The following is a 25,934-nucleotide window of genomic DNA, read 5'->3' on the forward strand; positions in this document are numbered from 1 at the left end:
TTATTTCATTCTTTTATATTTAATGAAATAAAATCTTTCGTTGTTATTATTTATTAAAATTGTATTTTGTATCGAAGAAAGATTGTAAATTGGAAGAATAAAATGCTGTATGATGTCTATACCACCTACATTGTCGTTCTCTTTATTTACAGATTATGATATTGATCTGTTTAGAAAAGGGAAACACTACCGTCTTTACGAAAAGATGGGAGCACATTTGGTGGAAATTAATGGCTACAAAGGTGTTTATTTTGCTGTATGGGCGCCGAATGCAAAACAGGTTTCGGTTGTTGGTGATTTCAATAACTGGAAGGGAGTCATTCACGAACTGAAATACAGATGGGACAATTCCGGAATATGGGAAGGCTTTATTCCTAATATAAGTTTAGGAAATATCTATAAATATGAAGTAGAAACCCATAACGGCGATGTTTTTCTGAAAGCAGACCCATTTGGGAATATAGCGGAAATACCGCCACAAACAGCTTCTGTAATTTCTACAACCTGGTACGAATGGAAAGATAAAGTATGGATGGAAGAGCAACACCATAAGAACTCCTTTCACGTTCCAATGTCAATTTATGAAGTGCATCTCCCTTCCTGGAAGAATGACCGGAACGGAAATGTGAATTTCAGGAGTATAGCACCAGATTTGGTGGCGTACATAAAAGAGACAGGTTTTACACATGTAGAATTTATGCCGGTTACATCATACCCTTATGAGCCTTCATGGGGATATCAGGTTACCGGATACTATGCTGTAGACAGTCGGCTAGGAAGCCCACAAGATCTAATGTTCCTCATTGAGGAACTTCACCGGAATAATATAGGTGTGATTATGGATTGGGTTCCGGCTCATTTTCCCTCAGACGCCCACGGTTTATACCGTTTTGATGGTAGCTTTTTATACGAGCATGAAGATGAAAGACAGGGATATCATCCGGAATGGAATACCCGTATCTTTAATTACGGCAGAAACGAAGTAAAATCTTTCCTGATCAGTAATGCATTTTTCTGGCTGGAACGTTTCCATATCGACGCTTTACGTGTAGATGCAGTAACATCCATGCTATATCTGGATTATGCCAGAAAAGATGGTGAATGGGTCGCCAATAAAGATGGTGGCAATATCAATCTGGAAGCGTTGGAATTTCTTAGAGAATTTAATACTGCAGTAAATAAGCATTATCCGAATACTAAAACCATTGCGGAAGAATCTACATCTTTTCCAAAGCTCACGCATGCTGTAAAAGATGGAGGAGTAGGTTTTGGTATGAAATGGATGATGGGGTGGATGCACGATACCTTAAGGTATTTTAAACAGGATTTTGTTATAAGGCATAAATCCCACCATGATATAACCTTTAGTATTTCTTATGCATTCGACGAGAAATATGTACTTCCGCTTTCACATGACGAAGTTGTACATGGCAAATCTCCGATGCTGTATAAGATGTTTGGTGATGAATGGCAGAAGCATGCTAATCTGAGAGCTTTATATCTATGGATGTACACTCATCCCGGAGCAAAATTACTTTTTATGGGTGATGAATTTGCTCAGACTTCAGAATGGGACTTCAGTGCATCTCTGGACTGGAACCTGTTGGAATATGAGGCCCACCGAAAGATGAAAAATTTTGTAACCAGACTCAATAACGTCTACAGAGAAGAAAAAGCATTATACGAACATAGTTATGAAAATGCGGGCATGGAGTGGCTTCATGCAGATGATAGCAAAAACTCTGTATATGTATATCTTAGAAAAGGCAAAAGCAAAGAAAATCAGGTATTAGTTATTTTAAATCTGTCCCCAATTCCTTATAAAAATTTCAGGATAGCTTTACCGGAAATGTCAGATTGGGAGCCTCTCGTTAATTCCGATGATAAAGAATATTGGGGTAGCGGGAATACCATAAAGAACTTTAAAACTAAAAATACACCGCATTATGGTAAAGGTTATTCAGCAGATATAGATTTACCACCATTATGCGGATTAATATTCAGAAGAAAAAAATAATAACCATTATGTACGATCAGTTAGATATTTATCACATCAGTATGGAATGTTATCCGGTAGCCAAAGTTGGTGGACTGGCAGATGTTGTTGGCGCTTTACCCAAATATCAGAATATAATGGGTGCAAAGGCTAAAGTTGTGATGCCGTGGTATAACAAACCATTTGTACATCAGAATAAATTTGAAGTTATTTTTGAAAATACGGTATACCTGGACGGGCATCCTTTTTATTTTGAAATACTACAGGAAGAAAGTGATACTTTAGGATTTGAACTTTATCTGGTAAAAATACACGGGTTAACAGATCGGGATGAAGTATATGGTTACAAAGATGAAAGTATGCAATTTATTGCTTTCCAGCGGGCTGTGCTACAATGGCTGTGTTGGCAGCAACGCAGACCGGATATCTTACATTGTCACGATTACCATGCCGGGCTGATTCCGTTCTTTACGGAATATTGCCACGAATATTCTTTTCTTAAAGGCGTTAGAACTATAGGTACGATACATAACGGACAATATCAGGGGCAAATGTCCTGGGAAATGGCTCGCTTCTTTCCGGAGTTCGATCAATGGAAATGGGGGCTGCTGGACTGGAATAAATGCATCAATCCACTTGCTGTAATGATTAAAAATGTACATGTTTTTAATGCTGTTTCCGAAGGTTATCTGGAAGAGCTGCTTGAAGAGGCTGCAGGGTTAGAGGAGCTAATCAGACAGGAAAGAGGCAAAGCATACGGAATTATAAATGGTATCGATACAGAAGTCTGGGATCCGAAAACTGATCCTATGATGGACAATAATTATACATTAAAAACTTTTGCAAAGAAAAGAGAGCAGAACAAAGCAAAGCTTTGCGAAACCTATGAGCTGAATCCAGAACTTCCACTCTATGCTTTCATCGGGAGATTTGCAAAAGAGAAAGGTGCAGATGTGCTTCCGGATTTAATCAGCAGATGTATATGGGAGAACGAGGGGAAGCTTAATTTTATTGTTTTAGGTTCCGGAGATAAAGGATTGGAAGAGAAATTTAGATACCTTAAAAATGTATTTTATGTGAATCTTGCAGTAGATTTAGGGTATAAAGAGCAATTATCCCATCAGATTTATTCTTCTGCAGATTTCTTACTAATGCCTTCCAGAGTAGAACCTTGCGGGCTCAATCAGATGTACTCTATGCGTTATGGTACAATGCCTATTGTAAGGCTGACGGGTGGACTAAAAGACACGGTAAAGGATATTGGTGATGATGGATATGGTATAACTTTCCGCAATTTCAATATGGAGGATATGCTCCATGCAATTAACAGATCACTATATTTATACTATAACCTCCCTTCTGATATGAAAGACTACCAGAAGAAAATGATGAAGATTGATTTTTCATGGGAAAAATCAGCAGAAAAATATTTAAATTTATATACAACATAATAAAAAATATACCTATTTTAAACACACTAAATAAATAAAATATTAACCATGGGAAAAAAAGTAATCTCAATTGTTTTAGGAGGAGGAAGGGGCTCCAGATTATTTCCTTTAACAGATCAAAGGTCTAAGCCGGCTGTGCCGATTGCAGGAAAATACAGACTGGTTGATATTCCGATTTCCAACTGCGTTAATTCCGGATTCAATCAGATCATGGTTCTAACCCAGTTTAACTCGGCATCTCTTAATCAGCATATTAAAAACACGTATAACTTTGATGTTTTTAGCCGTGGTTTTGTAGATATTATTGCTGCAGAGCAGAGTGTGGATAATGATAAATGGTTTCAGGGAACTGCAGATGCAGTAAGGCAGTCTATGCCGCATTTACGTAAATATGATTACGATTATATACTTATCCTTTCCGGAGATCAATTATACCAAATGGATTTCCGGAAAATGCTGAATTTCCATATTGAAAATAAAGGCGATATAACGATAGCGACAATACCTGTTAATGAGAAAGATGCTCCCGGATTTGGTATTCTGAAATCCGATGAACAGAATAATATTACCGCTTTTATCGAAAAACCGGGTAAAGATATATTGCCGCAATGGAGTTCGGACGTAGATGAGGTAAGCAAAGCACAAGGGAAGAATTATCTTGCTTCCATGGGGATCTACATTTTTACAAAAAGCATTTTAACCAAAATATTCGATGAAAACAAAGGAGACGACTTTGGTAAAGAGGTTATACCTGCAGCAATTGGCAATTACAATACGCTAAGTTATCAGTATAACGGATACTGGACGGACATTGGTACTATAGAATCTTTCTTCGAAGCCAATATGGATCTTACACAGGATTTACCTCAGTTCAACATGTTCAGTTCTTCACCAATCTTTACAAGATCCAGAATGCTGCCACCGACTAAGATCAATGGAAGCTATATGGAAAAAGTAGTTGTTGGAGACGGAGCTATTATTATGGGAGATCGTTTGGAAAAATGTGTTATCGGTAACCGTGCAAGAATCGGTAGAGGAAGTGTTATTAAAAATACTTATATGATGGGAGCCGATTTTTATCAAAACGATGAGATTAATGATTTGGTACCTCTTTTTGGTGTCGGAGAGAATTGTTATATCGAAAATGCTATTATAGACAAAAACTGCATGATCGGGAATAATGTCCGGATTATTGGCGGGAAACATATGCCGGATGCCGATTATGATGCTTATTCTGTACGCGATGGTATTATTGTCATAAAAAAAGAAGCTATAATTCCTAACGGGACCATAATACAATAGGCCAATATGAGGAAGAGTGTTATCTTTGTTGCTTAATTTCAGTGAATGAAGTGGGTTAAGTTAATTATTACTTTTCTGGTACTAATATTTGGTATATATGCGGTTTCCATGATCTTTGTGGAGAAAACAAAAAGCTTTTCTGTAAAAAAGGAAATCAATTTTCCATTGGAAAAAGTATTTCCTCAGTTTAATAATCTGTATAACTTCTCGCAATGGAATGAATTTATACAGGAGAACGATCATCTAGGATTTTCTTATTATACACCCTATGATGGAGTTGGAAGTTCTATGCATTTTGTAAATAAAAAGGATTCTGCAGAGAATGGTGATGTATTTATCCGTTACGTAATACCAAACAGAGGAATTAAATATCAGTTGTTCAAAAATAGCGATAGCAATCCTTATCTTATAGATGTTAGTTTCAGAAAGCTTGGTGAAGAAAAAACTGAGGTTACCTGGTATGTGCGGACACCTGCCAGACCTTTTTTAAAGCGTTCCCTTAATTTAATTTACGAAGAGAATTTCGTTTCAGGCATAGATAAGAGTATTGTAGCATTGGCTAATCATTTAGGCAATAAAGTAGATCGTGAAGCCAAGCTTAATACCATAAAGTATGATACTATTGTAGAGGAAAACCATGAAGAAGCCATTCTTTTAGGACTAAATGTAAGCGCATCCAATCGTAAAAAGGGGGATTTCTTTAATTCTGTGGTGATGAATTATAATAAACTCTACAGTTTTATGACCAAAGATCTTGGGAAGAAAAACGACGAATTTGGAGAACCGCAACTGGTAATGCGCTCCAATAATGTGAACGATAAAGAGATTTCGTACTTCTACGGAGCTACGATTAGTAAGAAATTTGATGTCACTGATAATAATTTTAGTTTCCGTGATATCAAAGCTTCAAAAACCCTCGTTACCTATTATAAAGGGAATTATGAGGGCAGAAAGAAGGCAATAGCAAATTTAGTTGCAGAAGCCAAGAAAAGAGAAATGTCTGTAGGCGAGCTCACTGAAGTATTTGTGGAGCCCCCTATAGAAAATCAGGACGTAATCCTGAAAATTGCTCTTCAGATTTATTAAACTGACGGATATACAAAATCAATCGGTTATATTTTATCAAATCCTTGGGCAGATTGGCTATTATTTGTAATTTTGTTGAATTATATAAAATTTTAATAGATAGAAGGTAATAATGGACAGATTTTCATTCTTAAATGCAGTACATTCTCAGTTTATAGAGGATATGTACCAGCAGTATTTGAAATATCCTGACAGTCTCGAACCATCATGGAAAGCTTTTTTTCAGGGGTTTGATTTCGCTTTGGAAAACTACAGTGATGAAGAAGCAGTACAAGAAATTAAATCTTTTGCATCACAGGCAGAGAACAGCAATGTCAATATTTCAGAAATTTCCGAAGACATTCGCAGAGAATTCAAAGTAATTAATCTTATCGAGGCATACCGTGTTCGTGGTCACCTTTTCACTAAAACCAATCCGGTTAGAGAGAGAAGACATTTCGAACCTACCTTGGATATTGAAAATTTTGGACTTACTTCTGCTGATTTAAATAGAAAATTCAACAGCGCTACAGAGACTGGAATGCCAGGGCCTGCAACGCTTAGTGAAATTATAAGACATCTTCAGAACATCTACTGCGACTCTATCGGAGTAGAATACATGTACATTAAAAATGTTGAAGAAAGAGATTTCATTCGTCAGTGGCTTCAGGTTAATGAAAACCACGCAAAGCTTTCTCCTGAAGAAAAGAAACATGTTTTACAGAGACTCAATCAGGCGGTAGCTTTCGAAAACTACCTGCATACAAAATTCGTAGGACAGAAGCGTTTCTCATTAGAAGGTCTTGAAGCTTTAATTCCTGCATTGGATCAGGTTATCACCAAGTCTTCACAATTAGGTGTAGATGAAGTGGTATTGGGTATGGCGCACAGAGGAAGACTGAATGTATTGACAAATATTTTCCAAAAGCCTTACAAACAGATTTTCAGTGAATTCGAAGGTAAAGAATTTGAAGAAGATGTATTCTCTGGTGATGTTAAATATCACTTAGGAGCATCTAAAGTTATTCAGACAACTGCCGGAGAAACTGTAAAAATTAATCTTACACCCAATCCGTCTCACCTGGAAACAGTTGCTTCATTAGTAGAAGGTATCAGCCGTGCTAAAGTAGATAACAGCTACAATGGAGATTATAATAAGATTTTACCAATCGTTATTCATGGTGATGCTGCAATTGCCGGACAAGGAATTGTATACGAAGTAGCACAAATGATGACGTTGGACGGATACAAAACTGGAGGTACAATCCACATCGTTACAAATAACCAGGTAGGATTTACAACCAATTATTTAGATGCACGTTCATCTACTTATTGTACAGATGTAGCCAAAGTAACTGATTCTCCGGTAATGCATATTAATGCAGACGATGTAGAAGCAGTTGTTCATGCCATGCATTTTGCCGCAGATTTCCGTAACAGATTTGGTAAAGATGTTTATATTGATCTTTTAGGATATAGAAAATATGGCCACAACGAAGGTGATGAACCTAAGTTTACGCAGCCTAAATTATACAACATCATTGCAAAACATCCTAACCCTAGAGAGATTTATAAAGATAAATTGATCAAGGAAGGTATTGTTTCGGACGAAGTGATGAAGCAAATGGAAGTTGAATTCAAAAAATTATTGGATGAAAACTTCGACGAATCTAAAGAGATTAAGAAAAATACCATGGACATTTTCATGTCGGACGATTGGAAAAAGTTCCCGTTCGGTTCCAGAGGATCAGTTCTTAATCCGGTAGATACTAAATTTCCTTTAGATAAACTAAAAGATTTAGCAAAACAGATTTCTACATTACCAACAGATAAGAAATTCATCAAAAAAATCACAAGATTATTCGAGCAGAGACTTAATATGGTTGAAAACGATAGTCTTGACTGGGCAATGGGTGAGCTTTTAGCTTATGCTACATTGCTAAGTGAAGAATTTGGTATCAGAATCTCTGGTGAGGATGTAGAAAGAGGTACTTTCTCTCACCGTCATGCAGTTGTAAAAACTGAAGACACAGAAGAAGAATATGTACCATTAAAATCTGTTACTACTAAAGATAACCAGTTCCAGATCTATAACTCATTACTTTCTGAATATGCAGTTTTAGGATTCGACTATGGATATGCAATGGTGTCTCCGGATACCCTTACAATTTGGGAAGCTCAGTTTGGTGATTTCGCTAACGGAGCACAGATTATTATCGACCAGTATCTTGTAGCTGCTGAAGAAAAATGGAAACTGCAAAACGGATTGGTAATGTTATTACCTCATGGTTCTGAAGGACAGGGTGCTGAACACTCTTCTGCAAGATTAGAGCGTTTCCTTACACTTTGTGCAAACCAGAATATTATTGTCGCTAACGCTACAACACCAGCTAACTATTTCCACTTGTTGAGAAGACAAATGAAAGCTGATTTCAGAAAACCATTAGTAGTAATGACTCCAAAATCATTATTACGTCATCCAAGAGCTGTTTCTAAAGTTGAAGAATTGGCAAACGGAGCATTCCAGCCAATAATTGATGATGCTACAGCTAAGGCTGATAAAGTAGAAAGATTAGTATTATGTTCAGGTAAATTGTATTATGAACTATTAGCTAAAAAAGAAGAACTGAATGATGAGAAAGTTGCTTTAGTAAGACTAGAGCAGTTATATCCTCTTCAAATGGATCAGTTGGATGCTATTTTCGAAAAGTATTCTAATGCTAAAGAATTCATCTGGGCACAGGAAGAGCCTGAAAACATGGGCGCATGGAGCTATATCCTGAGAAACCTAAGAGACAGAAATCCTCAGGTAATTTCTCCGGTAGCAAGTGGGGCACCAGCACCAGGATCTCATAAGAAATTCGAGATCAACCAGAATGCAATTATCAATCAGGTATTCCAGTGTGAAGGAACGCCTGCAAAAAGACCAGTAACAGCTTAATAATAACCTAACTACAAAAGCAGTATAAAAGAACTGCACAACAAAAAAAATTATTCCTATGTCAATATTAGAAATGAAAGTCCCTTCGCCAGGGGAATCTATAACCGAAGTAGAAATCGCAACGTGGTTGGTAAAGGATGGTGACTACGTAGAAAAAGATCAGGCTATTGCCGAAGTTGATTCAGATAAAGCGACTCTTGAATTACCGGCAGAAGCAAGTGGTATCATCACATTAAAAGCTGAAGAAGGAGATACTGTACAAGTAGGACAGGTAGTTGTATTAATTGATACTGCTGCTGCAAAACCAGAAGGTGCTGCACCTGCTAAAGAAGAAGCTAAAGTTGAGGCTCCAAAAGAAGAACCAAAGAAAGAAGTAGTTGCTGAAGCTCCAAAAGCTGCACCTGCTACTTATGCTACAAATACACCTTCACCTGCTGCAAAAAAAATCCTTGATGAGAAAGGTATTGAGCCTGCTCAGGTAAACGGTACAGGAGTTGGAGGAAGAATTACAAAAGAAGATGCTGTTCAGGCTAAAGGAGCTCCTGCATTGGGAGGTTCTAACGAAAGCGGTTCCAGAGCTGTGAAGATTACTAAATTGAGTATGCTTCGTAGAAAGATTGCTGCAAGATTAGTATCTGTAAAGAATGAAACTGCAATGCTTACTACTTTCAATGAAGTAGATATGTCTGAAATCTTCAGAATCCGTAAGCAATACAAAGAAGAATTTGCGGCTAAACACGGAATCGGTTTAGGATTTATGTCTTTCTTCACTAAAGCTGTTGTAAGAGCACTTCAGATGTATCCGGATGTTAACGCATCTATCGATGGTGATCAGAAGATTAACTACGATTTCTGTGATATTTCTATTGCGGTATCAGGACCAAAAGGTCTAATGGTGCCAGTTCTTCGTAACGCTGAAAACATGTCTTTCAGAAACGTTGAAGCTGGAATTAAAGATTTAGCTGTAAAAGTAAGAGATGGTAAAATCACTGTTGATGAAATGACAGGAGGTACATTTACTATTACTAATGGTGGTACTTTTGGTTCTATGCTTTCTACGCCAATTATTAACCCCCCACAAAGTGCAATTTTAGGTATGCATAATATCATAGAGCGCCCTGTAGCAGTTAACAAGCAAGTAGAAATCAGACCAATGATGTATGTGGCAATGTCTTATGACCACAGAATTATTGATGGTAAAGAGTCTGTAGGCTTCTTAGTAGCGGTAAAAGAAGCGATCGACAACCCTGTAGAATTCCTAATGGGTGGAGACGAAAGAAGAGCTTTAGAGCTTTAAAATATTAAATAATTATTAAAAATATTCCCGCTTAATCAATTTAGGCGGGATTTTTGTTATATTAACTATAAGAAAAACCAAAAGTGATGTACTCAGCAATTACCCACAGTATTCAGATTATTGTTGAACCATTTTATGATGTTAAAAACAGTTCACCAATACAGGAACGTTATATTTTCACGTACCATATCACTATTAAGAACAACGGAAACGTCCCAATAAAACTCCTGAAAAGGAAGTGGCAGATTTATGATGTTGGGTTTGGGGTTAGAGAAGTTTCCGGAGATGGTGTAATCGGTATGACACCGGAAATCTATCCGGGAGAAGAATTTAACTACTTTTCCAATGTGTCTCTTCGTTCCGGAGTTGGTGCGATGCAGGGGAACTATTTGTTGATGAATCTCGATTCGAAAGACACTTTTGAAGTAGAAATACCTAAGTTTTCTCTCATTACAGAAGTCGTATATAACTAAATAAAAACGGAGGCTAATTTTAGCCTCCGTTTTCTTTTTCTCATCATTTGTTATTTGGGTTATGCTGCAATTTGTCTTCTGCGCCATATATAGTACCACTTAATCTGTGCTACTCTGAAGAATTTAGCATTCTTATAAAGATCCCAGTTCATTAACAGGACACTTACCAGAATAACAACCAAACCTCCTATTTGTAAACTTGTAATAATATCATCTGTAAAGAAATAGCTTAGCGCTACAGCTACAACCGGATTTACATAGGCATAAGTACTAACCTCCGTTGTAGGACGTGATTGTATAAGCCATATATAAGCTCCAAATGCCATAATGGATCCGAAGAAAATCAGGTACCCAATAGAAATCCAGCCTGATGTGGATATTTCCTGAGGGTGGAAAGACGTGTATTCTCCGTTGAAGATTGCAACCATTGTAAACATTACACCTGCTGTAATCATCTGCCATGAAGTTTTTACCATTACATGAAGATCTTCACCATTTTCCTTTTCTATGTTTTTGCTGTTAGCATATTTAGAATACAATGAACCTGCTGTCCATGCAATAGCACCCAGAATTAAAAGAACCATACAAACAAGATTCAAAAGTCGCTGAGAAGCATCTCCGGCAATATTAATCTGTTCAGCAAACAACATAACAACTCCAATAAAACCAGCGATTAGTCCAAGTACAATATTTTTGTTGGAGAAGTTATTCTTCCATTGCTTCTTATCCAGAATAATAAACCATAGAGCTGCTGCTGCTGCCATAATCGCTGCAATTCCGCTGGATACATGCTGTTCTGCCCATATCAGAGCTCCCATGTCCAGGAATAATAACAGGAAACCTACAACAGCTGCCTGCTTTACAACCTGAAAATTGAACAATTTATAGCCTTTGATCTTACAATAGGTAAGTAGTAAAAGGCTGGCTGTAAGGAATCTGAGAGATCCCAGTACAAATGGACTGAAATCACTTAATGCTTTATGTATAAAAAAGAATGTAGAGCCCCATACAAAGTATACAATAATATAGGCTGCAATAACCGTTGCTTTTGACTGCTTCATAATTTTCCCTCTTTATGTTATAATAAGTTGATTGTCTTCTTTAACCGTTTGTAATACAATGATAGTTCGTGTGGAAATAATTCCGGGAATAGATGATAAAGATCTTTTCATCAGATTCATCAAGGCTATAGTATCAGAAGTTCTTACTTTTATAATATAGCCATCGTCTCCGGCAATATCATGTACTTCCAGTACCTCAGGAATCTGAGCCAGTAATTTACCTGTCTCCTCATCACCTATAATCTCATTGGCTTTGATGAAGACAAATGATAAAAGATTCTGATTAACTGCACTTGGGTTTACTTTGGCGTGGTAAGAAATCAGAACCTCTTTTTGTTCTAATTTTTTTACTCTTTCCAGTACAGCAGAAGGTGCCATACCTAGTATACGTGCTAACTCAGCATTGTTGATTCTTGCATTTTCCTGCATGAGTCTAACAATCTTTAAATCTATTTCATCCAGTTTATATTCCATGAACTATTTTTTCGGCGTGCAAATATACGAATAGTCAGAATATAATTCAAGTAAGTCTAATATTAAATGTTGTTAATTCTGAATTTTTAAAATGATCAGAATTTTAGTCGGTGAAATTTTTATTTTACAGAACTTTTATATTTTTTGCAAAGAGTTGTTTCAGTTCTTTGTTCTCTGTAAGGAATAATCTTTCGAATGCAAGAAGGGATAATTGTGCACAAACAGCGGCGTCATCGCCGGCACGGTGGTGATTGAATTCAAGTTGATGTTGGTTTCCCAGGTTTTTTAATCCATAGCTCTTCAAGCCTGGCCATGCTTTTTTAGAGAGTTGTATACTGCACAGGTAGTTGGCTTTGGGTTTGAATATTCCATAATAATCGAGACAGCTGCGAAGTACACCGGCATCAAAAGAGGCATTGTGTGCAATAATCAGATTATGGTATAGCAGTTCTTCTACTTCATGCCATATTTCTTCAAAGGTGGGGGCATCCGCAACATCTCCGGGGTGTATACCATGGACGGCAATGTTGTGTTGATTAAAATACGGAAAGCTTGGCGGCTTGATAAGCCATGTTTTAGTAGACTGAATTTTACTGTTTTCTACAATACATATACCCAGCTCACAGGCTGAATTTCGTTCATGAGTAGCCGTTTCAAAGTCCAGTGCTATAAAGTCCATCTTTTAAAATATGAAATACGAAGTTAGAAATAAATAGGGTATTGATTGTCAGTTACCAGTTGCCAACCATCAACCATCAACCATCAACCATCATATATAGCTATTCTCCTTTTAGGAAATGTTTAAAAATTAACCATTTAGAATGATAATAGTCTTTTATTTGATTTTGTTGTCTTAGTTTTAAAGTTCCAGGCAGTTGGGCATAAAAACCAAAGTGTGCTCTTATAACAGCCCATGTATGAGAAAAACCATGCTTGAACATAAAATAAATTCCTGCAACACCATCCAGACATAATCTTATAAATATAAGGTATAGTTTGTCCGAAGGCAGATTTTTTAGCATCATGCTCAGGTTATTTCTTATATTCAGATAAGTTTTACGGGGATTTTGTTTTTGTAATGTCCCGCCACCTACATGATATATGGTAGATTTCCCGGTATAATAAATCTTTCTTCCGGAATTTTTTAGTCTCCAGCAAAGATCTATTTCTTCCTGATGAGCGAAGAAACGAGTGTCGAAACCATTTTGTGTCCAGAAGTCTTCGGAACGAATAAACAGACAACATCCGGAAGCCCAGAAAATTTCAGTTTCATCATTATACTGGCCTTTGTCTTCCTCAACATTCTCGAAGATACGGCCACGACAATAAGGATAGCCCAGGTTGTCGATCAGTCCGCCGCCAGCACCGGCGAATTCAAAAAAGTTCTTTCTGTTGTAATCCAGTACTTTAGGTTGAATAGCTGCTATGTCCGGATTTTTTTCGAAAAGAGCAGAGATAGGCTCTAACCACCCTGAGGTTACTTCTACATCAGAATTCAATAAGCAGTATATATCAGCATTTATTTGTTTTAAACCTTCGTTATAACCTCCTGCAAATCCATGGTTCTGTTGGTTTATAACAATTTTCACAGACGGAAAATGAGTTGAAATATAAGTAATGGAATCATCAGTTGAAGCATTATCTATTACATACACTTCTGCAGATTGAGAGTTTGCAACAACATTGGGTAAGAATTTTTCTAACCAAGATTTTCCATTCCAGTTCAGTATAACTATAGCAATTTTCATTTCAGCGCGTCTTTGTATTTCCATCTTCTATGTGACCAAAGCCAGTTATCAGGTCTTTTTCTTATTGTATTTTCCAGTAGTTTATGAAACTTGTTTACAACCTCATATTGTACAAATTTTTCATCGTCCGGATATATTCTGTAGTAGTTAACCTGATAGAATCCTCTTTTCACCTTTTTCATGTCACAGTAGATAAAAGCAAGATCTTTTTTCGTGGATAATTTATCGTATCCAATGAAGGCAGGCGTTTTCTGGTTAAGAAATTCAAGACCATAATGAATTTCCTTAACGTGTGGAGTTTGGTCAGCAACAAACATATAAGCTGAATTGCCGTTATCCTTATCCTGTAAAATACTACGTATAACTTCTTTGGTTTCCAGTGCTTTGTTTCCAAAACGGTTTCTTACAAATTTTATCTTTTCTTCCCAAAATGAATTCTGTACCTTTCTATATACTGGGTGACATGATTTCTGAGGAATAACCTTAGCCAATGCATTGATCCATTCCCAGTTGAATACATGCCCGGCAAGAAAGATAATGTCTTTCTTTTCGTCGTAAGCTTCCTGAAATACATCCAGATTAAGATGCTGCATTCTTACCCTCAATTCTGTCTCACTAATGGTAAAAGCTTTCAACATTTCGAATATATAATCGAAGAAATTACGGAAAAACTGTCTCCGGATCTTTGCAATCTCTTCATCGCTTTTTTCAGGAAAAGAGTTTTTCAGATTTTCAGTAACGACATTTTTTCTGTAACCGAAAATATAAAGGTTAGCGTAATACAATATATCCGAAAGTCCATACAAAAACCACAGCGGTAATCTGGAAAATAATAAGATAATTTGAAATAAGAGTTTGTTCAAAAAAATAAAATTAAACAGCAAATTTAAGCATTACCTCCGTTATGGAACGATTTTTCCTTTTAGGAATCTTCGGAAAAGTATAATTTTGTATAATAACAAATTAGGAATATGAATAAAATGATAAGAACATTAGGTGTTTCTTTAGTACTTGTTTCAATTGTAGCTTGTGGACAAAAGAGCAAAGAGACGAAGATTACTGAAGTAAAAAATACACAAACAGCCGTTTCGGATAGTGCGAAGATAAAGGAAGAAGCTAAAAAAGCAGCAATAGCTGAAAAAAATGCTTTGCCAAAACCATATCATCCGGAAGAAAATGCAGAAGCTAGAATTGCAGAACTGACAGCACAGGCCAAGAAAGAGAATAAAAATATAATGATACAAGCCGGTGGTAACTGGTGTATATGGTGTCTGCGTTTTAACAATTATGTACAGACGACACCTGAGTTGAAAAAATTGGTAGATGATAATTATATCTACTATCACCTGAACTATTCTCCGGATAATAAAAATGAAAAGATCTTTGCTAAATATGGTAATCCTGGTGATAAATACGGATACCCGGTATTTATTGTTTTAGATAAAGACGGAAAACAAATTCATACTCAGGATAGTTCGGTTTTGGAAGAAGGGAAGGGTTACAGTCTGGACAAGGTGAAGAAATTTTTTGAAGACTGGAAGCCTAAGGCAATGTAATTTAGATATTTTGAAGAAGTTTAAGAATAATATTTTATTGAATATAATTTTGGCACGATAATTATTATACAAGAAATACTAAAACTTTAAAAAATGAAAAAAACAATTTTATTCTGTAGCGCCCTTTTAATGGGAGGTTTGGCGTTTGGTCAAAAAACTGATGGAGCTCCTGTTTTGGGAGGAGATAAAGATGCTCATGGTTGTAAACCATCTGCAGGTTATACCTTTTCTTACATCAAAAATGACTGTGTAAGAACATTCGAACAGAAAATACAGTTAAAAGAGCAGAATCCAAAAGCTTCTTATACGACGAATGCAGCTGTAATCTTCAGTAAGGATATGAAGAAAGCGGAAGTTTTTGTTGCGGAAAGTCCATCAGGAATTATTCTGAATAAAGTTGGAAAGAAAGCCGTATGGAAGAGAGGAGATTATGAATTGACCGAGAATCAGAAAGTATACAGTTTGAAAAAAGGAAATGTTGTAGCTTATAAACAATAATTAACAACTACCATATTTTTAAGAACCGCCATTTGGCGGTTTTTTTATTTTGTATATTTATGGTATCCAAATCTATATATTATTATGAGAGCAATAATTCTAGCATCAGTATTATCTGTTATAGCAGGGTGTCAGGAAAAACTACATGATACGGTAGCTCCTGGTAAAAGTGTTGAAACAGAATCACCTAATACTAATTATAAACCCGCTTTTGAAGGGCAAACAAGAATTCAGGGAATAACAACTTCTACACCTCTTAATGTTGAAGAAATTGCAAAAGGCTTATCAAAACCTTGGGGTATAATTGTGCTAAAAGACGGCAGATTACTAATTACCGAAAAAACTGGAACATTACGAATTATTGACCGTGATAATAAATTGAGTCAACCTATTACCGGACTTCCGGAGGTTAACTCCAATGGGCAGGGAGGTTTGCTTGATATTGTAGCTGACCCAGAATTTGACCAGAACAGAATCCTGTACTGGGTGTTTTCTGAGAGGAAAGATGGTAAAAATGCTACGGTTGTAGCTAAAGGAAGACTGGCTGATGATGAAAAAGTTGTTGAAAATGCACAGGTAATCTATCGGGCTGAACCGGCTTATGACGGGATATTACATTATGGCGGCAGAATCATATTTGATAAAGACGAAAATTTATTTGTAAGCACAGGTGAGCGTTCGGATTTGGTAACGCGTCCGCAGGCCCAGCAACTGAATTCAGCTTTAGGAAAAGTACTTAAAATCACCAAAGACGGGAAGCCTGCTCCCGGAAATCCATACATTGGCCAGCAAAATGTGCGTCCTGAAATATATTCATACGGGCACAGAAATGTACAGGGATTGGCCTTGCATCCGGAGACCGGAGATCTGTGGGAGAGTGAGTTTGGTCCACGCGGAGGAGATGAAATTAATTTGATAAAACCCGCTAAAAACTATGGTTGGCCAATTATTACTTATGGAATAGAGTATGATGGCAAAACGATAGGAGAAGGGATTACTCAGAAAACAGGTATGGAACAGCCAGTGTATTACTGGGATCCTGTAGTTTCTCCAAGCGGAATGATTTTCTATTCAGGAAATGTTATTCCTGAGTGGAAAAATAATCTTTTAATTGGGTGTCTTAGCGGACAACATATTGTAAGATTAGACATAAAAAATAATAAAGTAGTTGGCGAGGAGCGACTTTTGGGAGATAAAAATGAGCGTTTCAGAGATTTAGCACAAGGATTAAATGGCGAAATTTATGCTGTAACCGACTCTGGTAAGGTTTTCCGGATTTCCAAAAAATAAACGTCTGTAGCTCTTTTAGATTGCGAAAGATATTCGTATTTTTGTTGCTCTAATTTAAAAGTAAAGAATGAATACCTACAAGAACCCGCTGGAAGAACGTTATTCTAGTGCGGAAATGCTCTTTAATTTTTCCCATGATAACAAATTTCAGAACTGGAGAAAGCTTTGGATAGCCCTTGCAGAAATTGAAAAAAATCTTGGTCTGGAAATTACCGATGAGCAGATCGCAGAGCTAAAAGCAAATGAAACCAATATCGATTACACCAAAGCAGCAGAATACGAAAAGAAATTCCGTCATGATGTAATGGCTCACGTTCATGCATATGGAGATGTGGCGCCTTCTGCAAAAGGTATTATTCATTTAGGAGCAACTTCGGCATTTGTAGGAGATAATACCGATCTTATTCAGATGCGTGATGGTTTAATTATCCTTCGTCAGAAATTGGTAAATGTAGTAAAAGGACTTTCGGACTTTGCTATCAAATACAAAGATGTACCAACTTTAGGATTTACACATTTCCAGCCTGCACAGTTAACAACAGTAGGGAAGAGAGCTACACTTTGGCTTCAGAGTTTAATTCTTGATTTTGAAGAATTAGAATTCTTTTTAGAAACACTTCGTTTCCGTGGTGTAAAAGGAACAACAGGTACAGCGGCAAGCTTCCTGGAACTTTTCAACGGAGATTATGAAAAAGTAAAAACACTGGATAAAGAACTATCCAAGCGTTTTGGGTTTGACAAAGTTTTCGGAGTTTCCGGACAAACATATGACAGGAAAATAGATGCTAAAGTAGTTTCTTTATTATCTAACATTGCTCAGTCAGCACATAAATTTACAAACGACCTTAGATTATTGCAGAACCTTAAAGAGGTAGAGGAGCCGTTTGAAAAAGATCAGATCGGTTCTTCCGCTATGGCTTACAAAAGAAATCCGATGCGTTCCGAGAGAATTGGTGCATTGGCTAAATATGTAATGTCACTAAGCAGTAGTTCTGCAATGGTTGCGGCAACTCAGTGGTTCGAAAGAACACTGGATGACTCAGCAAACAAAAGATTAACAATTCCACAGGCATTTTTAGCAGTTGATGCGATTCTACTTATCTGGAATAATATCCTGAATGGTATGGTTGTATATGAAAACCGTATCAACAAGCATATTATGGAAGAGCTTCCGTTCATGGCTACTGAATACATTATTATGGAAGAAGTAAAAGCCGGCGGTGACAGACAGGAGATCCACGAGATTATCCGTCAGCATTCCATGGAAGCCTCCAGGAAAGTTAAGATGGAAGGTAAGGAAAATGACCTGATAGAAAGGATAATGAACGACGACAGATTAAGGCTTGATAAGTCAAAACTGGCGGAAGTGTTAGATCCGAAGAATTTCATCGGATTTGCTCCGATCCAGACTTCTGAATTCATCCAGAACGAAGCACAGCCTATCCTGGATAAATACTCCGACCTTATCGGTTTAGAAGCTGAACTTAAAGTTTAAATAAAATTGCGGCACTGTGCTGCAATTTTTTGTTTATATAATATTAAAAAGTGACAAGCTCCCAAAAGAGCAATTTAATTATAACACGGAGTAAGACCCGTGAAAAATGAACAACTATGAATTACAGAATTTTTGTTGAGAAAAAAGGAATCTTTGATGTTGAAAGTCCTAAAATCTTTGACGAAATAAAAGAGATACTTCCACAGATAACATCTGTAAAAGTCTACAATGTTTATGACATCTTCGGACTGGAAGAAAAAGACCTGAATAAAGTTGCCAATAGTACGTTTGTAGATCCGGTAACCGATATTCTACATTTAGAAAACCCGGTACAGAATATTTTTCTGGCTACCGAATTTTTACCTGGCCAGTATGATCAGAGAGCAGATTCAGCGGAGCAGTGTATCTCTATCCTTACGGATGCAGAAAATGCAACTGTAAGAAGTGGTAAGATTATTGAAATGGAAGGTGTTACTGAGGCAGATCTGCCTAAGATTAAAGACCTTTTAATTAATAAAGTTGAATCCAGAGAGAAAGATCTCTCTAAACTGGAAATTCCTGCACAGGCAGAGCCTAAAGCAGTTCCTGTTTACAATGGGTTTATCAGCTTTGATGCTGAGCAGTTAGCCATTTTCTATAAAGAACATGGATTTGCTTTTGGTTTAGATGATCTTGAATTTATTCAGAATTACTTTAAAACTGAACAAAGAGATCCAACAGAAACGGAGCTTAAAGTTCTGGATACTTACTGGAGTGATCACTGTCGCCATACAACTTTTGAAACAGCGCTTACAGATATTAAATTCGAAGATGAATTTAAAGAGACATTAGAGAATATCTTTAATGATTATTTAGCGAAAAGAAGGGAACTAAACCGTGAACATAAGCCGATCTCTTTAATGGATCTGGGAACAGTTTGTGCTAAATACTTCAAGAAGACAGGAAAGCTTGAAAACCTGGTTATCTCTGATGAGATCAATGCCTGTACCATAGAAATTGAAGCAGAATTTGATGGTAAAAAAGAGCCATGGTATTTATTATTCAAAAACGAAACACATAATCACCCTACAGAGATAGAACCATTTGGTGGAGCATCTACTTGTTTAGGTGGTGCTATACGCGATCCTTTATCCGGACGCTCATTTGTTTACCAGGCAATGCGTCTTTCAGGTGCAGCCGATGTTTTGGAACCTGTAGAGAAAACCCTTCCGGGGAAACTTCCTCAAAAAACTATTTCTAAGCAGGCAGCAAATGGATATTCTTCTTATGGTAACCAGATTGGTTTAGCAACCACTATGGTTAACGAGATATATGATGAAGGCTATAAAGCCAAGAGAATGGAAGTTGGTTTTGTGGTTGGAGCAGTTCCTACAGATTGGGTACGCCGTGAGAAACCTCAGAACGGAGATTTCGTTATTATTTTAGGCGGAGCAACGGGACGTGATGGAGTCGGTGGTGCAACAGGTTCTTCTAAAGAACAGGACGAAACCAGTATCCATACCCTAAGTACTGAAGTACAGAAAGGTAATGCCGTAGAAGAGCGTAAAATTCAAAGATTGTTCAGAAAACCAGAAGTTACAAAACTGATTAAAAAGTCAAATGACTTTGGAGCAGGAGGTGTTTCTGTAGCAATTGGAGAGATTGCAGATTCATTAGAAGTAAATCTGGATGTTTTACCATTGAAATATGACGGTCTAAATGGAACAGAATTAGCAATTTCTGAATCTCAGGAGAGAATGGCTGTTGTTATCTCACCAGAAGATAAAGATAAATTTATTGGACTTTGTGAAGCAGAGAATATAAAAGCTGTACATGTTGCTACTGTAACAGATAGTGGCAGAATGCAGATTTTCTGGAAAGGAGATAAAATTGTAGACCTTAGTAGAGAGTTTTTAGATACCAATGGTTGTGCAAAGTCTCAGAACATTGTGGTTAACCACCTGAGAAAAGTTGAAAATAAAACACAAGCGTTTAATGAAGAAAACTTCTTAGTAGCTTTAAAAGATAAAAATGTAGCTTCACAAAAAGGCTTACTGGAGATGTTTGACTCTTCGGTAGGTGGTACTACTGTAGCAATGCCATTGGGAGGTAAGCATCAGTTAACTCCAATGGAAGGAAGTGTACAGACATTACCAATTGAGGAAGCAAGAGATGTAGAAACTGTATCTTTAGCTTCATGGGGCTTTGATGCAGAAACCTCAGTACAGAATTCCCTGATCGGAGCAGCTTATGCTGTTGTAGAGTCTGTAGGGAAGATTGTAGCAATGGGAGGTGATTATAAAAATATCAGATTAAGCTTTCAGGAATACTTCGAAAAACTAGGAGATAAAGCAGATAAATGGGGAAAACCATTTGCTTCACTTTTAGGAGCTTACAATGCCCAGATCAATTTAGGCTTGGCAGCTATTGGAGGTAAAGACAGTATGTCCGGAACCTATCTGGATCTGAATGTTCCGCCAACCCTTATTTCTTTCGCTTGTGCAAACGGAAATAAAAAAGACATTATTTCTCCTGAATTTAAGAAAGCAGGAAATAAACTTTATTTCTACGAGCATAAATCATTAGAAAATGGTTTGCCAAACTATGAAGAATTAAAGAATATTTACGACTTCATTTATGCGGAAATTAAGAAAGGAAATATTGTTTCTGTTAAGACAATTAAAGATGGAGGTCTTGCAGTTGCTTTAGCAAAAATGAGTTTTGGTAACCACTTAGGAGCTGAAATTTCTGCAGATGATAAAGTTCTTTTAGAGAAAAATCTGGCAAGTCTTGTTATAGAGTCTACAGGAAATATAGAAAATATATTGATTAAAGAAATTGGAGCGGTTAATTCTTCAAATATCTTAAAAATAAATAACTTAGAATATTCTATTGATAATTTACTTGAGGCATGGACAGGGACTTTCAAAAAGCTTTTCCCTACTGAGGAAAGAAAGGCTGAAGTTGTTACTTTCGATGAAAGTCTGAATGGAACCAACAAATCTTCAATCGAAATTATTTCTCATAAGATTGCAAAACCAAAAGTGTTTATTCCACTATTCCCGGGAACAAACTGTGAATATGAAACACTAAATGCTTTCAGAAAAGAAGGAGCAGATGTAAACAGTATTCCACTGATTAATCTAAATAATGATAAACTGAATGAAAGTCTTGATGCATGGGTTAACGAAATTGACTCTGCTCAGATCTTAACTTTTGCCGGAGGCTTCAGTGCTGGTGATGAGCCGGACGGTTCTGCGAAGTTTATTGTAAACGTTCTGAAAAATGAAAAGATAAAATCTGCAGTACACAGATTACTGGAAAGAGATGGTCTTGTATTGGGAATCTGTAACGGTTTCCAGGCTTTAGTAAAATCGGGACTTCTGCCATATGGTGAGATCAGAGATTTGGACGAAACATCACCAACGTTAACTTTCAATGCTATCGGAAGACATATTTCCCAGATGGTTAATGTAAAAGTACTCAATGATGATAGTCCTTGGTTAAAAGGTATGAAAGATCAGACTTTTACTGTTCCGATTTCACATGGTGAAGGAAGATTTTATGCATCTGAAGCAGAATTAGAAAATCTTTATAAAAATGGTCAGATAGCAACACAATACGTAGACCTGGATGGGAATATCGCGTATGGAATGCCGCATAACCCAAATGCATCACTTTTCGGTATTGAAGGTATTACAAGTAAGTCCGGAAAAATATATGGCAGAATGGGACATACAGAACGTTTTGCAAATGGCCTTATGAAGAACATTCCGGATGCTAATTACCATAACATATTTAAAAACGGAGTTGATTATTTTAAAAATTAAATATTAAAAGTCCCCTGAAATAGTGGTAACTTTATTTCAGGGAGCTTTTTAAAACTATAAAAAGTTTTTGTTGCCGTAGAATTATATGAGAATAAAATTATTTGGGGTTTGTACATTGATGTCTTTGGGAGTTCAGTGTTATGGACAAGAGCAGGATAGTATAAAGAAAGAGGAGCCGGCAGTTAAAGTACAGCAGGTAATCCTTAAAAATGGAGAGGTTAGAGAATATCCAAGACCAAAATGGCATGAACCAATTACAAATCTTCCAAAGGATTTTATGACCACTAATCGTAGTTTTATTGAGAATGGGAATGCATGGTATCTGGGAGGTGCAGTAGCCGCCACAGCATTATTGATTCCTTTCGATCAGCAGATTGTAGATGGCAGCCGAAAACTGGCAGATAATCTGGGAATGAGTCCGGAGAATAAGTATGCTAAGTTTGGGCCTATTCCGAAAAGTGTAGGAGCAGGGCTTTATATGATTGGTAACGGGACAACGGTATTATTACTGGGAGCAGGTTTCCTTACCTATGGATTAATGAAGAATGATTATCGTGCTTATGCCACAGCCAGTGGATTATTGGAAAGTTTGGCATTAAGCGGAATTTATGTTCAGGTACTTAAGAGATCTACAGGTAGAGAAAGCCCGTTTATCGCAAGAGAAAACGGAAATTCCGGAGGTGCGTGGAATCCTTTCCCTAGTTTTAGTGCTTATGGAAAGAATACTCCTCATTATGATGCAATGCCTTCAGGACATTTAGCTACGATTATGGCAGGTTTTACAGTAATTACAACCAACTATCCGGATGTTAAATGGTTAAAACCAGTAGGGTATACTCTAATAGGAGGTCTTTGTTTTCAGATGATGCAGAGTGAGGTACATTGGGCTTCAGATTACCCGCTGGCACTTTTAATCGGATACTTTTCCGGAAGGTCCATTGCCCGCAGACACTTTAAGAAAGTAAAAAGTGGCGAAGACGGGAAACCTCAGTATTCTCTTGATGTTATCGGGGGGAATGCATATGGAATTAACACTATTGGTGTTAAAATGAGTTTTTAAAAAATAAAGTTTAATAAGAAGTTAAAAATGGGAACCGCATTATTCGGATTCCTTAAAAAAGAAAAAAACTATGAGTCAGAAGAAAGAAATGCTTTATGAAGGAAAAGCAAAGCAGGTTTTTGCAACTGAAAACCCTGCAGAAGTTGTAGTACGTTACAAAGACGATGCAACTGCTTTTAATAACCAGAAAAAAGGTCAGGTGGATAAGAAAGGAGAGTTAAATAACGAGATTTCGACTCTTATTTTCGAATATTTAAATGATAAAGATATTCCAACCCATTTCATAAGCAAACTTAACGACCGTGAGCAGCTGGTTAAGAAAGTAGATATTATTCCATTAGAAGTAATCGTAAGAAATTATGTTGCTGGTAGTATGGCACAGCGTTTAGGATTAGAAGAAGGAATGAAATCTCCGGTAACAATCTTTGATATCTGCTATAAAAAAGATGAATTAGGCGATCCGCTAATCAATGATCACCATGCTGTTTGTTTAGGTGCTGCTACTTATGATGAGTTGAAAGAAATGTATGCCCTTACAGGACAGATTAACGAACTTCTTGGAGAATTGTTTGATAAAATGAATATTATCCTTGTTGACTTTAAAATTGAATTAGGGAAAACAATGGATGGTAAAATTGTTTTAGCAGATGAGATTAGCCCGGATACTTGTAGATTATGGGATAAAGACACTATGAAAAAGCTTGATAAAGACCGTTTCAGAAGAGATCTTGGTGAAGTTACAGAAGCTTACGAAGAAATTTACAACCGTCTGAAAACAGCTTTGAATAAATAATTAAATATATCTCAGATTGATCAGTGATGATCTGTTAAAAATGAAAGATTTAGCAATTCAAAAACAAAATTATTTAAGCCAGTTTAAAGAGAGAGCTTATCAGAGAAATATCTGGAAAAAAACCGGAGATTCCATGCTAGATGAGCCTACAGAAGAATGTGGTATTATGGGAATGTATTCTTACCATGATATTGATACTTTCTCTCTTTCTCAGTTTGGCTTATTTGCACTGCAGCACAGAGGTCAGGAGGCTTGCGGTATTTCAGTGCTAAAGGATGGTAAAATACATTCTTATAAAGACGAAGGCCTGGTGCTGGACGTTTTTAAGAGTATTGAAAATCCGGAAACTTATATGGGAAATTCCGTTATCGGTCATACCCGTTATACAACTGCCGGAGATAAGAAAAAGTATAATTATCAGCCATTCTTTGCAAAGAATGAATACGATCAGATTATTCTGTCTATTGCACATAACGGAAACCTTACCAATGCCAGAATTCTGAAAAAAGAACTGGAGGAAGAAGGTGTTGTTTTCAAAGCAACTTCCGATTCTGAAGTTATTCTTCGTCTTATTCAGAAGAATCTGGATCTGGGACTTCGTGGTGCTATAAAAGCAACTATGGAGCGTATAGAAGGTGCTTATTCCGTAGTAGGGATGACCCGTAATAAATTCTTTGCTTTCAGAGACTTCAACGGAATCAGACCTTTGGTATTGGGCGCTATAGATGAGCAGACTTATGTTGCTGCATCAGAAACCTGCGCATTGGACGCTATGGGAGCTCAGTATGTAAGAGATATCCTGCCAGGTGAAGTAGTTTTCACTACGGAAAATGACGGATTGCAGTCTTACATGGTGAAAGATGACTGTGTCAACAAAATCTGTGCATTCGAATATATTTACTTTGCACGTCCTGATACGACTCTTGAAAATATTAATGTTCATGAAATTCGTGAAAAATCTGGTGAGAAAATTTGGGAGCAGGCTCCTGTGGAAGCCGATCTTGTAATTGGAGTTCCGGATTCCGGGGTTCCTGCAGCAATCGGATTTTCTAAAGCATCAGGTATTCCGTTCAGACCGGTTCTTATTAAAAACCGTTACATCGGAAGATCCTTTATTATCCCGACACAGGAAATGCGTGAAAGGATTGTAAACCTGAAGCTTAATCCTATTATTTCTGAGATTAAAGGAAAGAGAGTTGTGATTATAGATGACTCTATTGTAAGAGGAACAACCTCTAAACGTCTGGTAAAAATCCTTAAAGATGCCGGAGTGAAAGAGATCCACTTCAGAAGTGTTTCTCCACCAATTGTAGCGCCGTGCTTCCTTGGTATTGATACACCTGTGAAAGATGACCTTATTTCAGCTAATATGTCCAGAGATCAATTAAGAGACTATTTGGGAGTTGACTCTCTGGAGTTCCTTAGCATGGATAACCTGAAAGACATTCTGGGTAGTTCAGACCATTGTTTCGGATGTTTTACAGAGAAATATCCTGTAGAAAATACAGATGGTCTTCAGGATTATGTAGATCAATAAAAAATCTTAATTAAGATAATTTAGAGCACCTCTTTTGGGGTGCTTTTTTTATAGAAAATTATGAAATCTGTTTTTCGCAAACGTTTTC

General features: G+C 36.9%; 20 protein-coding genes. 15 read left to right on the forward strand and 5 right to left on the reverse strand.

Going from position 1 to position 25,934, the window contains the following annotated elements; genetic code table 11:
- The first annotated feature begins 112 nt into the window (after window positions 1-112).
- From glgB to apaG, 7 genes are all read left to right on the forward strand, one after another.
- Window positions 113-2,017, forward strand: coding sequence for a 1,4-alpha-glucan branching protein GlgB (glgB, locus tag BAZ10_RS18620; RefSeq protein ID WP_078773327.1), 1,905 nt, complete (start codon window positions 113-115; stop codon window positions 2,015-2,017).
- Between the two features lie 8 nt (window positions 2,018-2,025).
- Window positions 2,026-3,447, forward strand: coding sequence for a glycogen synthase (locus tag BAZ10_RS18625; protein WP_245803873.1), 1,422 nt, complete (start codon window positions 2,026-2,028; stop codon window positions 3,445-3,447).
- Window positions 3,448-3,495: 48 nt separating this feature from the next.
- The gene (locus BAZ10_RS18630) at window positions 3,496-4,749 is read left to right on the forward strand and encodes a glucose-1-phosphate adenylyltransferase (protein ID WP_078773329.1); all 1,254 of its coding nucleotides are present in this window, start codon (window positions 3,496-3,498) and stop codon (window positions 4,747-4,749) included.
- A 45-nt stretch (window positions 4,750-4,794) separates the two neighbouring features.
- Window positions 4,795-5,835, forward strand: a complete 1,041-nt coding sequence (locus BAZ10_RS18635) for an SRPBCC family protein (RefSeq protein ID WP_078773330.1) — start codon at window positions 4,795-4,797, stop codon at window positions 5,833-5,835.
- Window positions 5,836-5,947: 112 nt separating this feature from the next.
- A complete protein-coding gene (locus BAZ10_RS18640) occupies window positions 5,948-8,755 on the forward strand; it encodes a 2-oxoglutarate dehydrogenase E1 component (protein WP_078773331.1) in 2,808 nt (935 codons plus the stop codon).
- A gap of 58 nt (window positions 8,756-8,813) precedes the next feature.
- The gene (odhB, locus tag BAZ10_RS18645) at window positions 8,814-10,052 is read left to right on the forward strand and encodes a 2-oxoglutarate dehydrogenase complex dihydrolipoyllysine-residue succinyltransferase (RefSeq protein ID WP_078773332.1); all 1,239 of its coding nucleotides are present in this window, start codon (window positions 8,814-8,816) and stop codon (window positions 10,050-10,052) included.
- A gap of 86 nt (window positions 10,053-10,138) precedes the next feature.
- On the forward strand, window positions 10,139-10,525 hold the full coding sequence (apaG, locus tag BAZ10_RS18650) for a Co2+/Mg2+ efflux protein ApaG (RefSeq protein WP_078773333.1): 387 nt from the start codon (window positions 10,139-10,141) through the stop codon (window positions 10,523-10,525).
- Between the two features lie 59 nt (window positions 10,526-10,584).
- Here apaG and BAZ10_RS18655 read toward each other — a convergent pair whose 3' ends face one another.
- The 5 genes from BAZ10_RS18655 to BAZ10_RS18675 form a co-directional block, all read right to left on the reverse strand.
- Entirely contained in the window at window positions 10,585-11,586 is a 1,002-nt protein-coding gene (locus BAZ10_RS18655) for an EamA family transporter (RefSeq protein ID WP_078773334.1), read from the reverse strand.
- 12 nt (window positions 11,587-11,598) lie between these two features.
- Window positions 11,599-12,060 carry an Lrp/AsnC family transcriptional regulator gene (locus BAZ10_RS18660; protein WP_016198798.1) on the reverse strand — a complete coding sequence of 154 codons (462 nt, stop codon included), beginning with the start codon at window positions 12,058-12,060 and terminating at the stop codon, window positions 11,599-11,601.
- Between the two features lie 124 nt (window positions 12,061-12,184).
- Complete coding sequence (locus BAZ10_RS18665) at window positions 12,185-12,739, reverse strand: 3'-5' exonuclease (RefSeq protein WP_078773335.1); 555 nt, start codon at window positions 12,737-12,739, stop codon at window positions 12,185-12,187.
- 100 nt (window positions 12,740-12,839) lie between these two features.
- Entirely contained in the window at window positions 12,840-13,808 is a 969-nt protein-coding gene (locus tag BAZ10_RS18670; protein ID WP_078773336.1) for a glycosyltransferase family 2 protein, read from the reverse strand.
- On the reverse strand, window positions 13,805-14,689 hold the full coding sequence (locus BAZ10_RS18675) for a lysophospholipid acyltransferase family protein (protein WP_078773369.1): 885 nt from the start codon (window positions 14,687-14,689) through the stop codon (window positions 13,805-13,807). The genes BAZ10_RS18670 and BAZ10_RS18675 overlap by 4 nt, the downstream gene beginning before the upstream one ends.
- Before the next feature lie 90 nt (window positions 14,690-14,779).
- Between BAZ10_RS18675 and BAZ10_RS18680 the strand changes: the two genes are divergently transcribed.
- From BAZ10_RS18680 to purF, 8 genes are all read left to right on the forward strand, one after another.
- A complete protein-coding gene (locus BAZ10_RS18680) occupies window positions 14,780-15,364 on the forward strand; it encodes a thioredoxin family protein (protein WP_078773337.1) in 585 nt (194 codons plus the stop codon).
- A 93-nt stretch (window positions 15,365-15,457) separates the two neighbouring features.
- Window positions 15,458-15,862: a hypothetical protein gene (locus BAZ10_RS18685; RefSeq protein WP_078773338.1), complete on the forward strand. Its 405-nt coding sequence runs from the start codon at window positions 15,458-15,460 to the stop codon at window positions 15,860-15,862.
- An 84-nt stretch (window positions 15,863-15,946) separates the two neighbouring features.
- Window positions 15,947-17,152, forward strand: a complete 1,206-nt coding sequence (locus BAZ10_RS18690) for a PQQ-dependent sugar dehydrogenase (RefSeq protein ID WP_078773339.1) — start codon at window positions 15,947-15,949, stop codon at window positions 17,150-17,152.
- Window positions 17,153-17,219: 67 nt separating this feature from the next.
- The gene (gene purB, locus BAZ10_RS18695) at window positions 17,220-18,647 is read left to right on the forward strand and encodes an adenylosuccinate lyase (protein ID WP_021346860.1); all 1,428 of its coding nucleotides are present in this window, start codon (window positions 17,220-17,222) and stop codon (window positions 18,645-18,647) included.
- Window positions 18,648-18,763: 116 nt separating this feature from the next.
- Complete coding sequence (locus BAZ10_RS18700) at window positions 18,764-22,456, forward strand: phosphoribosylformylglycinamidine synthase (RefSeq protein WP_078773340.1); 3,693 nt, start codon at window positions 18,764-18,766, stop codon at window positions 22,454-22,456.
- An 85-nt stretch (window positions 22,457-22,541) separates the two neighbouring features.
- Window positions 22,542-23,516, forward strand: a complete 975-nt coding sequence (locus tag BAZ10_RS18705; RefSeq protein ID WP_245803874.1) for a phosphatase PAP2 family protein — start codon at window positions 22,542-22,544, stop codon at window positions 23,514-23,516.
- Window positions 23,517-23,586: 70 nt separating this feature from the next.
- On the forward strand, window positions 23,587-24,309 hold the full coding sequence (gene purC, locus BAZ10_RS18710; protein ID WP_078773342.1) for a phosphoribosylaminoimidazolesuccinocarboxamide synthase: 723 nt from the start codon (window positions 23,587-23,589) through the stop codon (window positions 24,307-24,309).
- A 40-nt stretch (window positions 24,310-24,349) separates the two neighbouring features.
- Window positions 24,350-25,846 (forward strand): amidophosphoribosyltransferase, encoded by a 1,497-nt coding sequence (gene purF / locus BAZ10_RS18715; RefSeq protein WP_078773370.1) that lies wholly within the window; start codon window positions 24,350-24,352, stop codon window positions 25,844-25,846.
- Window positions 25,847-25,934: the final 88 nt, after the last annotated feature.

Source organism: Elizabethkingia occulta (assembly GCF_002023715.1).
Taxonomy (GTDB): Bacteria; Bacteroidota; Bacteroidia; order Flavobacteriales; family Weeksellaceae; genus Elizabethkingia; species Elizabethkingia occulta.

Bases quoted from the DNA above. Each gene is read 5' to 3' on its own strand.
- BAZ10_RS18655 (WP_078773334.1), bottom strand. From the start codon at position 11,586: ATGAAGCAGTCAAAAGCAACGGTTATTGCAGCCTATATTATTGTATAC.
- BAZ10_RS18635 (WP_078773330.1), top strand. From the start codon at position 4,795: ATGAAGTGGGTTAAGTTAATTATTACTTTTCTGGTACTAATATTTGGT.
- BAZ10_RS18640 (WP_078773331.1), top strand. From the start codon at position 5,948: ATGGACAGATTTTCATTCTTAAATGCAGTACATTCTCAGTTTATAGAG.
- BAZ10_RS18700 (WP_078773340.1), top strand. From the start codon at position 18,764: ATGAATTACAGAATTTTTGTTGAGAAAAAAGGAATCTTTGATGTTGAA.
- BAZ10_RS18685 (WP_078773338.1), top strand. From the start codon at position 15,458: ATGAAAAAAACAATTTTATTCTGTAGCGCCCTTTTAATGGGAGGTTTG.
- purC (WP_078773342.1), top strand. From the start codon at position 23,587: ATGAGTCAGAAGAAAGAAATGCTTTATGAAGGAAAAGCAAAGCAGGTT.
- BAZ10_RS18670 (WP_078773336.1), bottom strand. From the start codon at position 13,808: ATGAAAATTGCTATAGTTATACTGAACTGGAATGGAAAATCTTGGTTA.
- apaG (WP_078773333.1), top strand. From the start codon at position 10,139: ATGTACTCAGCAATTACCCACAGTATTCAGATTATTGTTGAACCATTT.
- purF (WP_078773370.1), top strand. From the start codon at position 24,350: ATGAAAGATTTAGCAATTCAAAAACAAAATTATTTAAGCCAGTTTAAA.
- BAZ10_RS18660 (WP_016198798.1), bottom strand. From the start codon at position 12,060: ATGGAATATAAACTGGATGAAATAGATTTAAAGATTGTTAGACTCATG.
- BAZ10_RS18625 (WP_245803873.1), top strand. From the start codon at position 2,026: ATGTACGATCAGTTAGATATTTATCACATCAGTATGGAATGTTATCCG.
- glgB (WP_078773327.1), top strand. From the start codon at position 113: ATGTCTATACCACCTACATTGTCGTTCTCTTTATTTACAGATTATGAT.
- purB (WP_021346860.1), top strand. From the start codon at position 17,220: ATGAATACCTACAAGAACCCGCTGGAAGAACGTTATTCTAGTGCGGAA.
- BAZ10_RS18680 (WP_078773337.1), top strand. From the start codon at position 14,780: ATGAATAAAATGATAAGAACATTAGGTGTTTCTTTAGTACTTGTTTCA.
- BAZ10_RS18630 (WP_078773329.1), top strand. From the start codon at position 3,496: ATGGGAAAAAAAGTAATCTCAATTGTTTTAGGAGGAGGAAGGGGCTCC.
- odhB (WP_078773332.1), top strand. From the start codon at position 8,814: ATGTCAATATTAGAAATGAAAGTCCCTTCGCCAGGGGAATCTATAACC.
- BAZ10_RS18690 (WP_078773339.1), top strand. From the start codon at position 15,947: ATGAGAGCAATAATTCTAGCATCAGTATTATCTGTTATAGCAGGGTGT.
- BAZ10_RS18705 (WP_245803874.1), top strand. From the start codon at position 22,542: ATGAGAATAAAATTATTTGGGGTTTGTACATTGATGTCTTTGGGAGTT.
- BAZ10_RS18665 (WP_078773335.1), bottom strand. From the start codon at position 12,739: ATGGACTTTATAGCACTGGACTTTGAAACGGCTACTCATGAACGAAAT.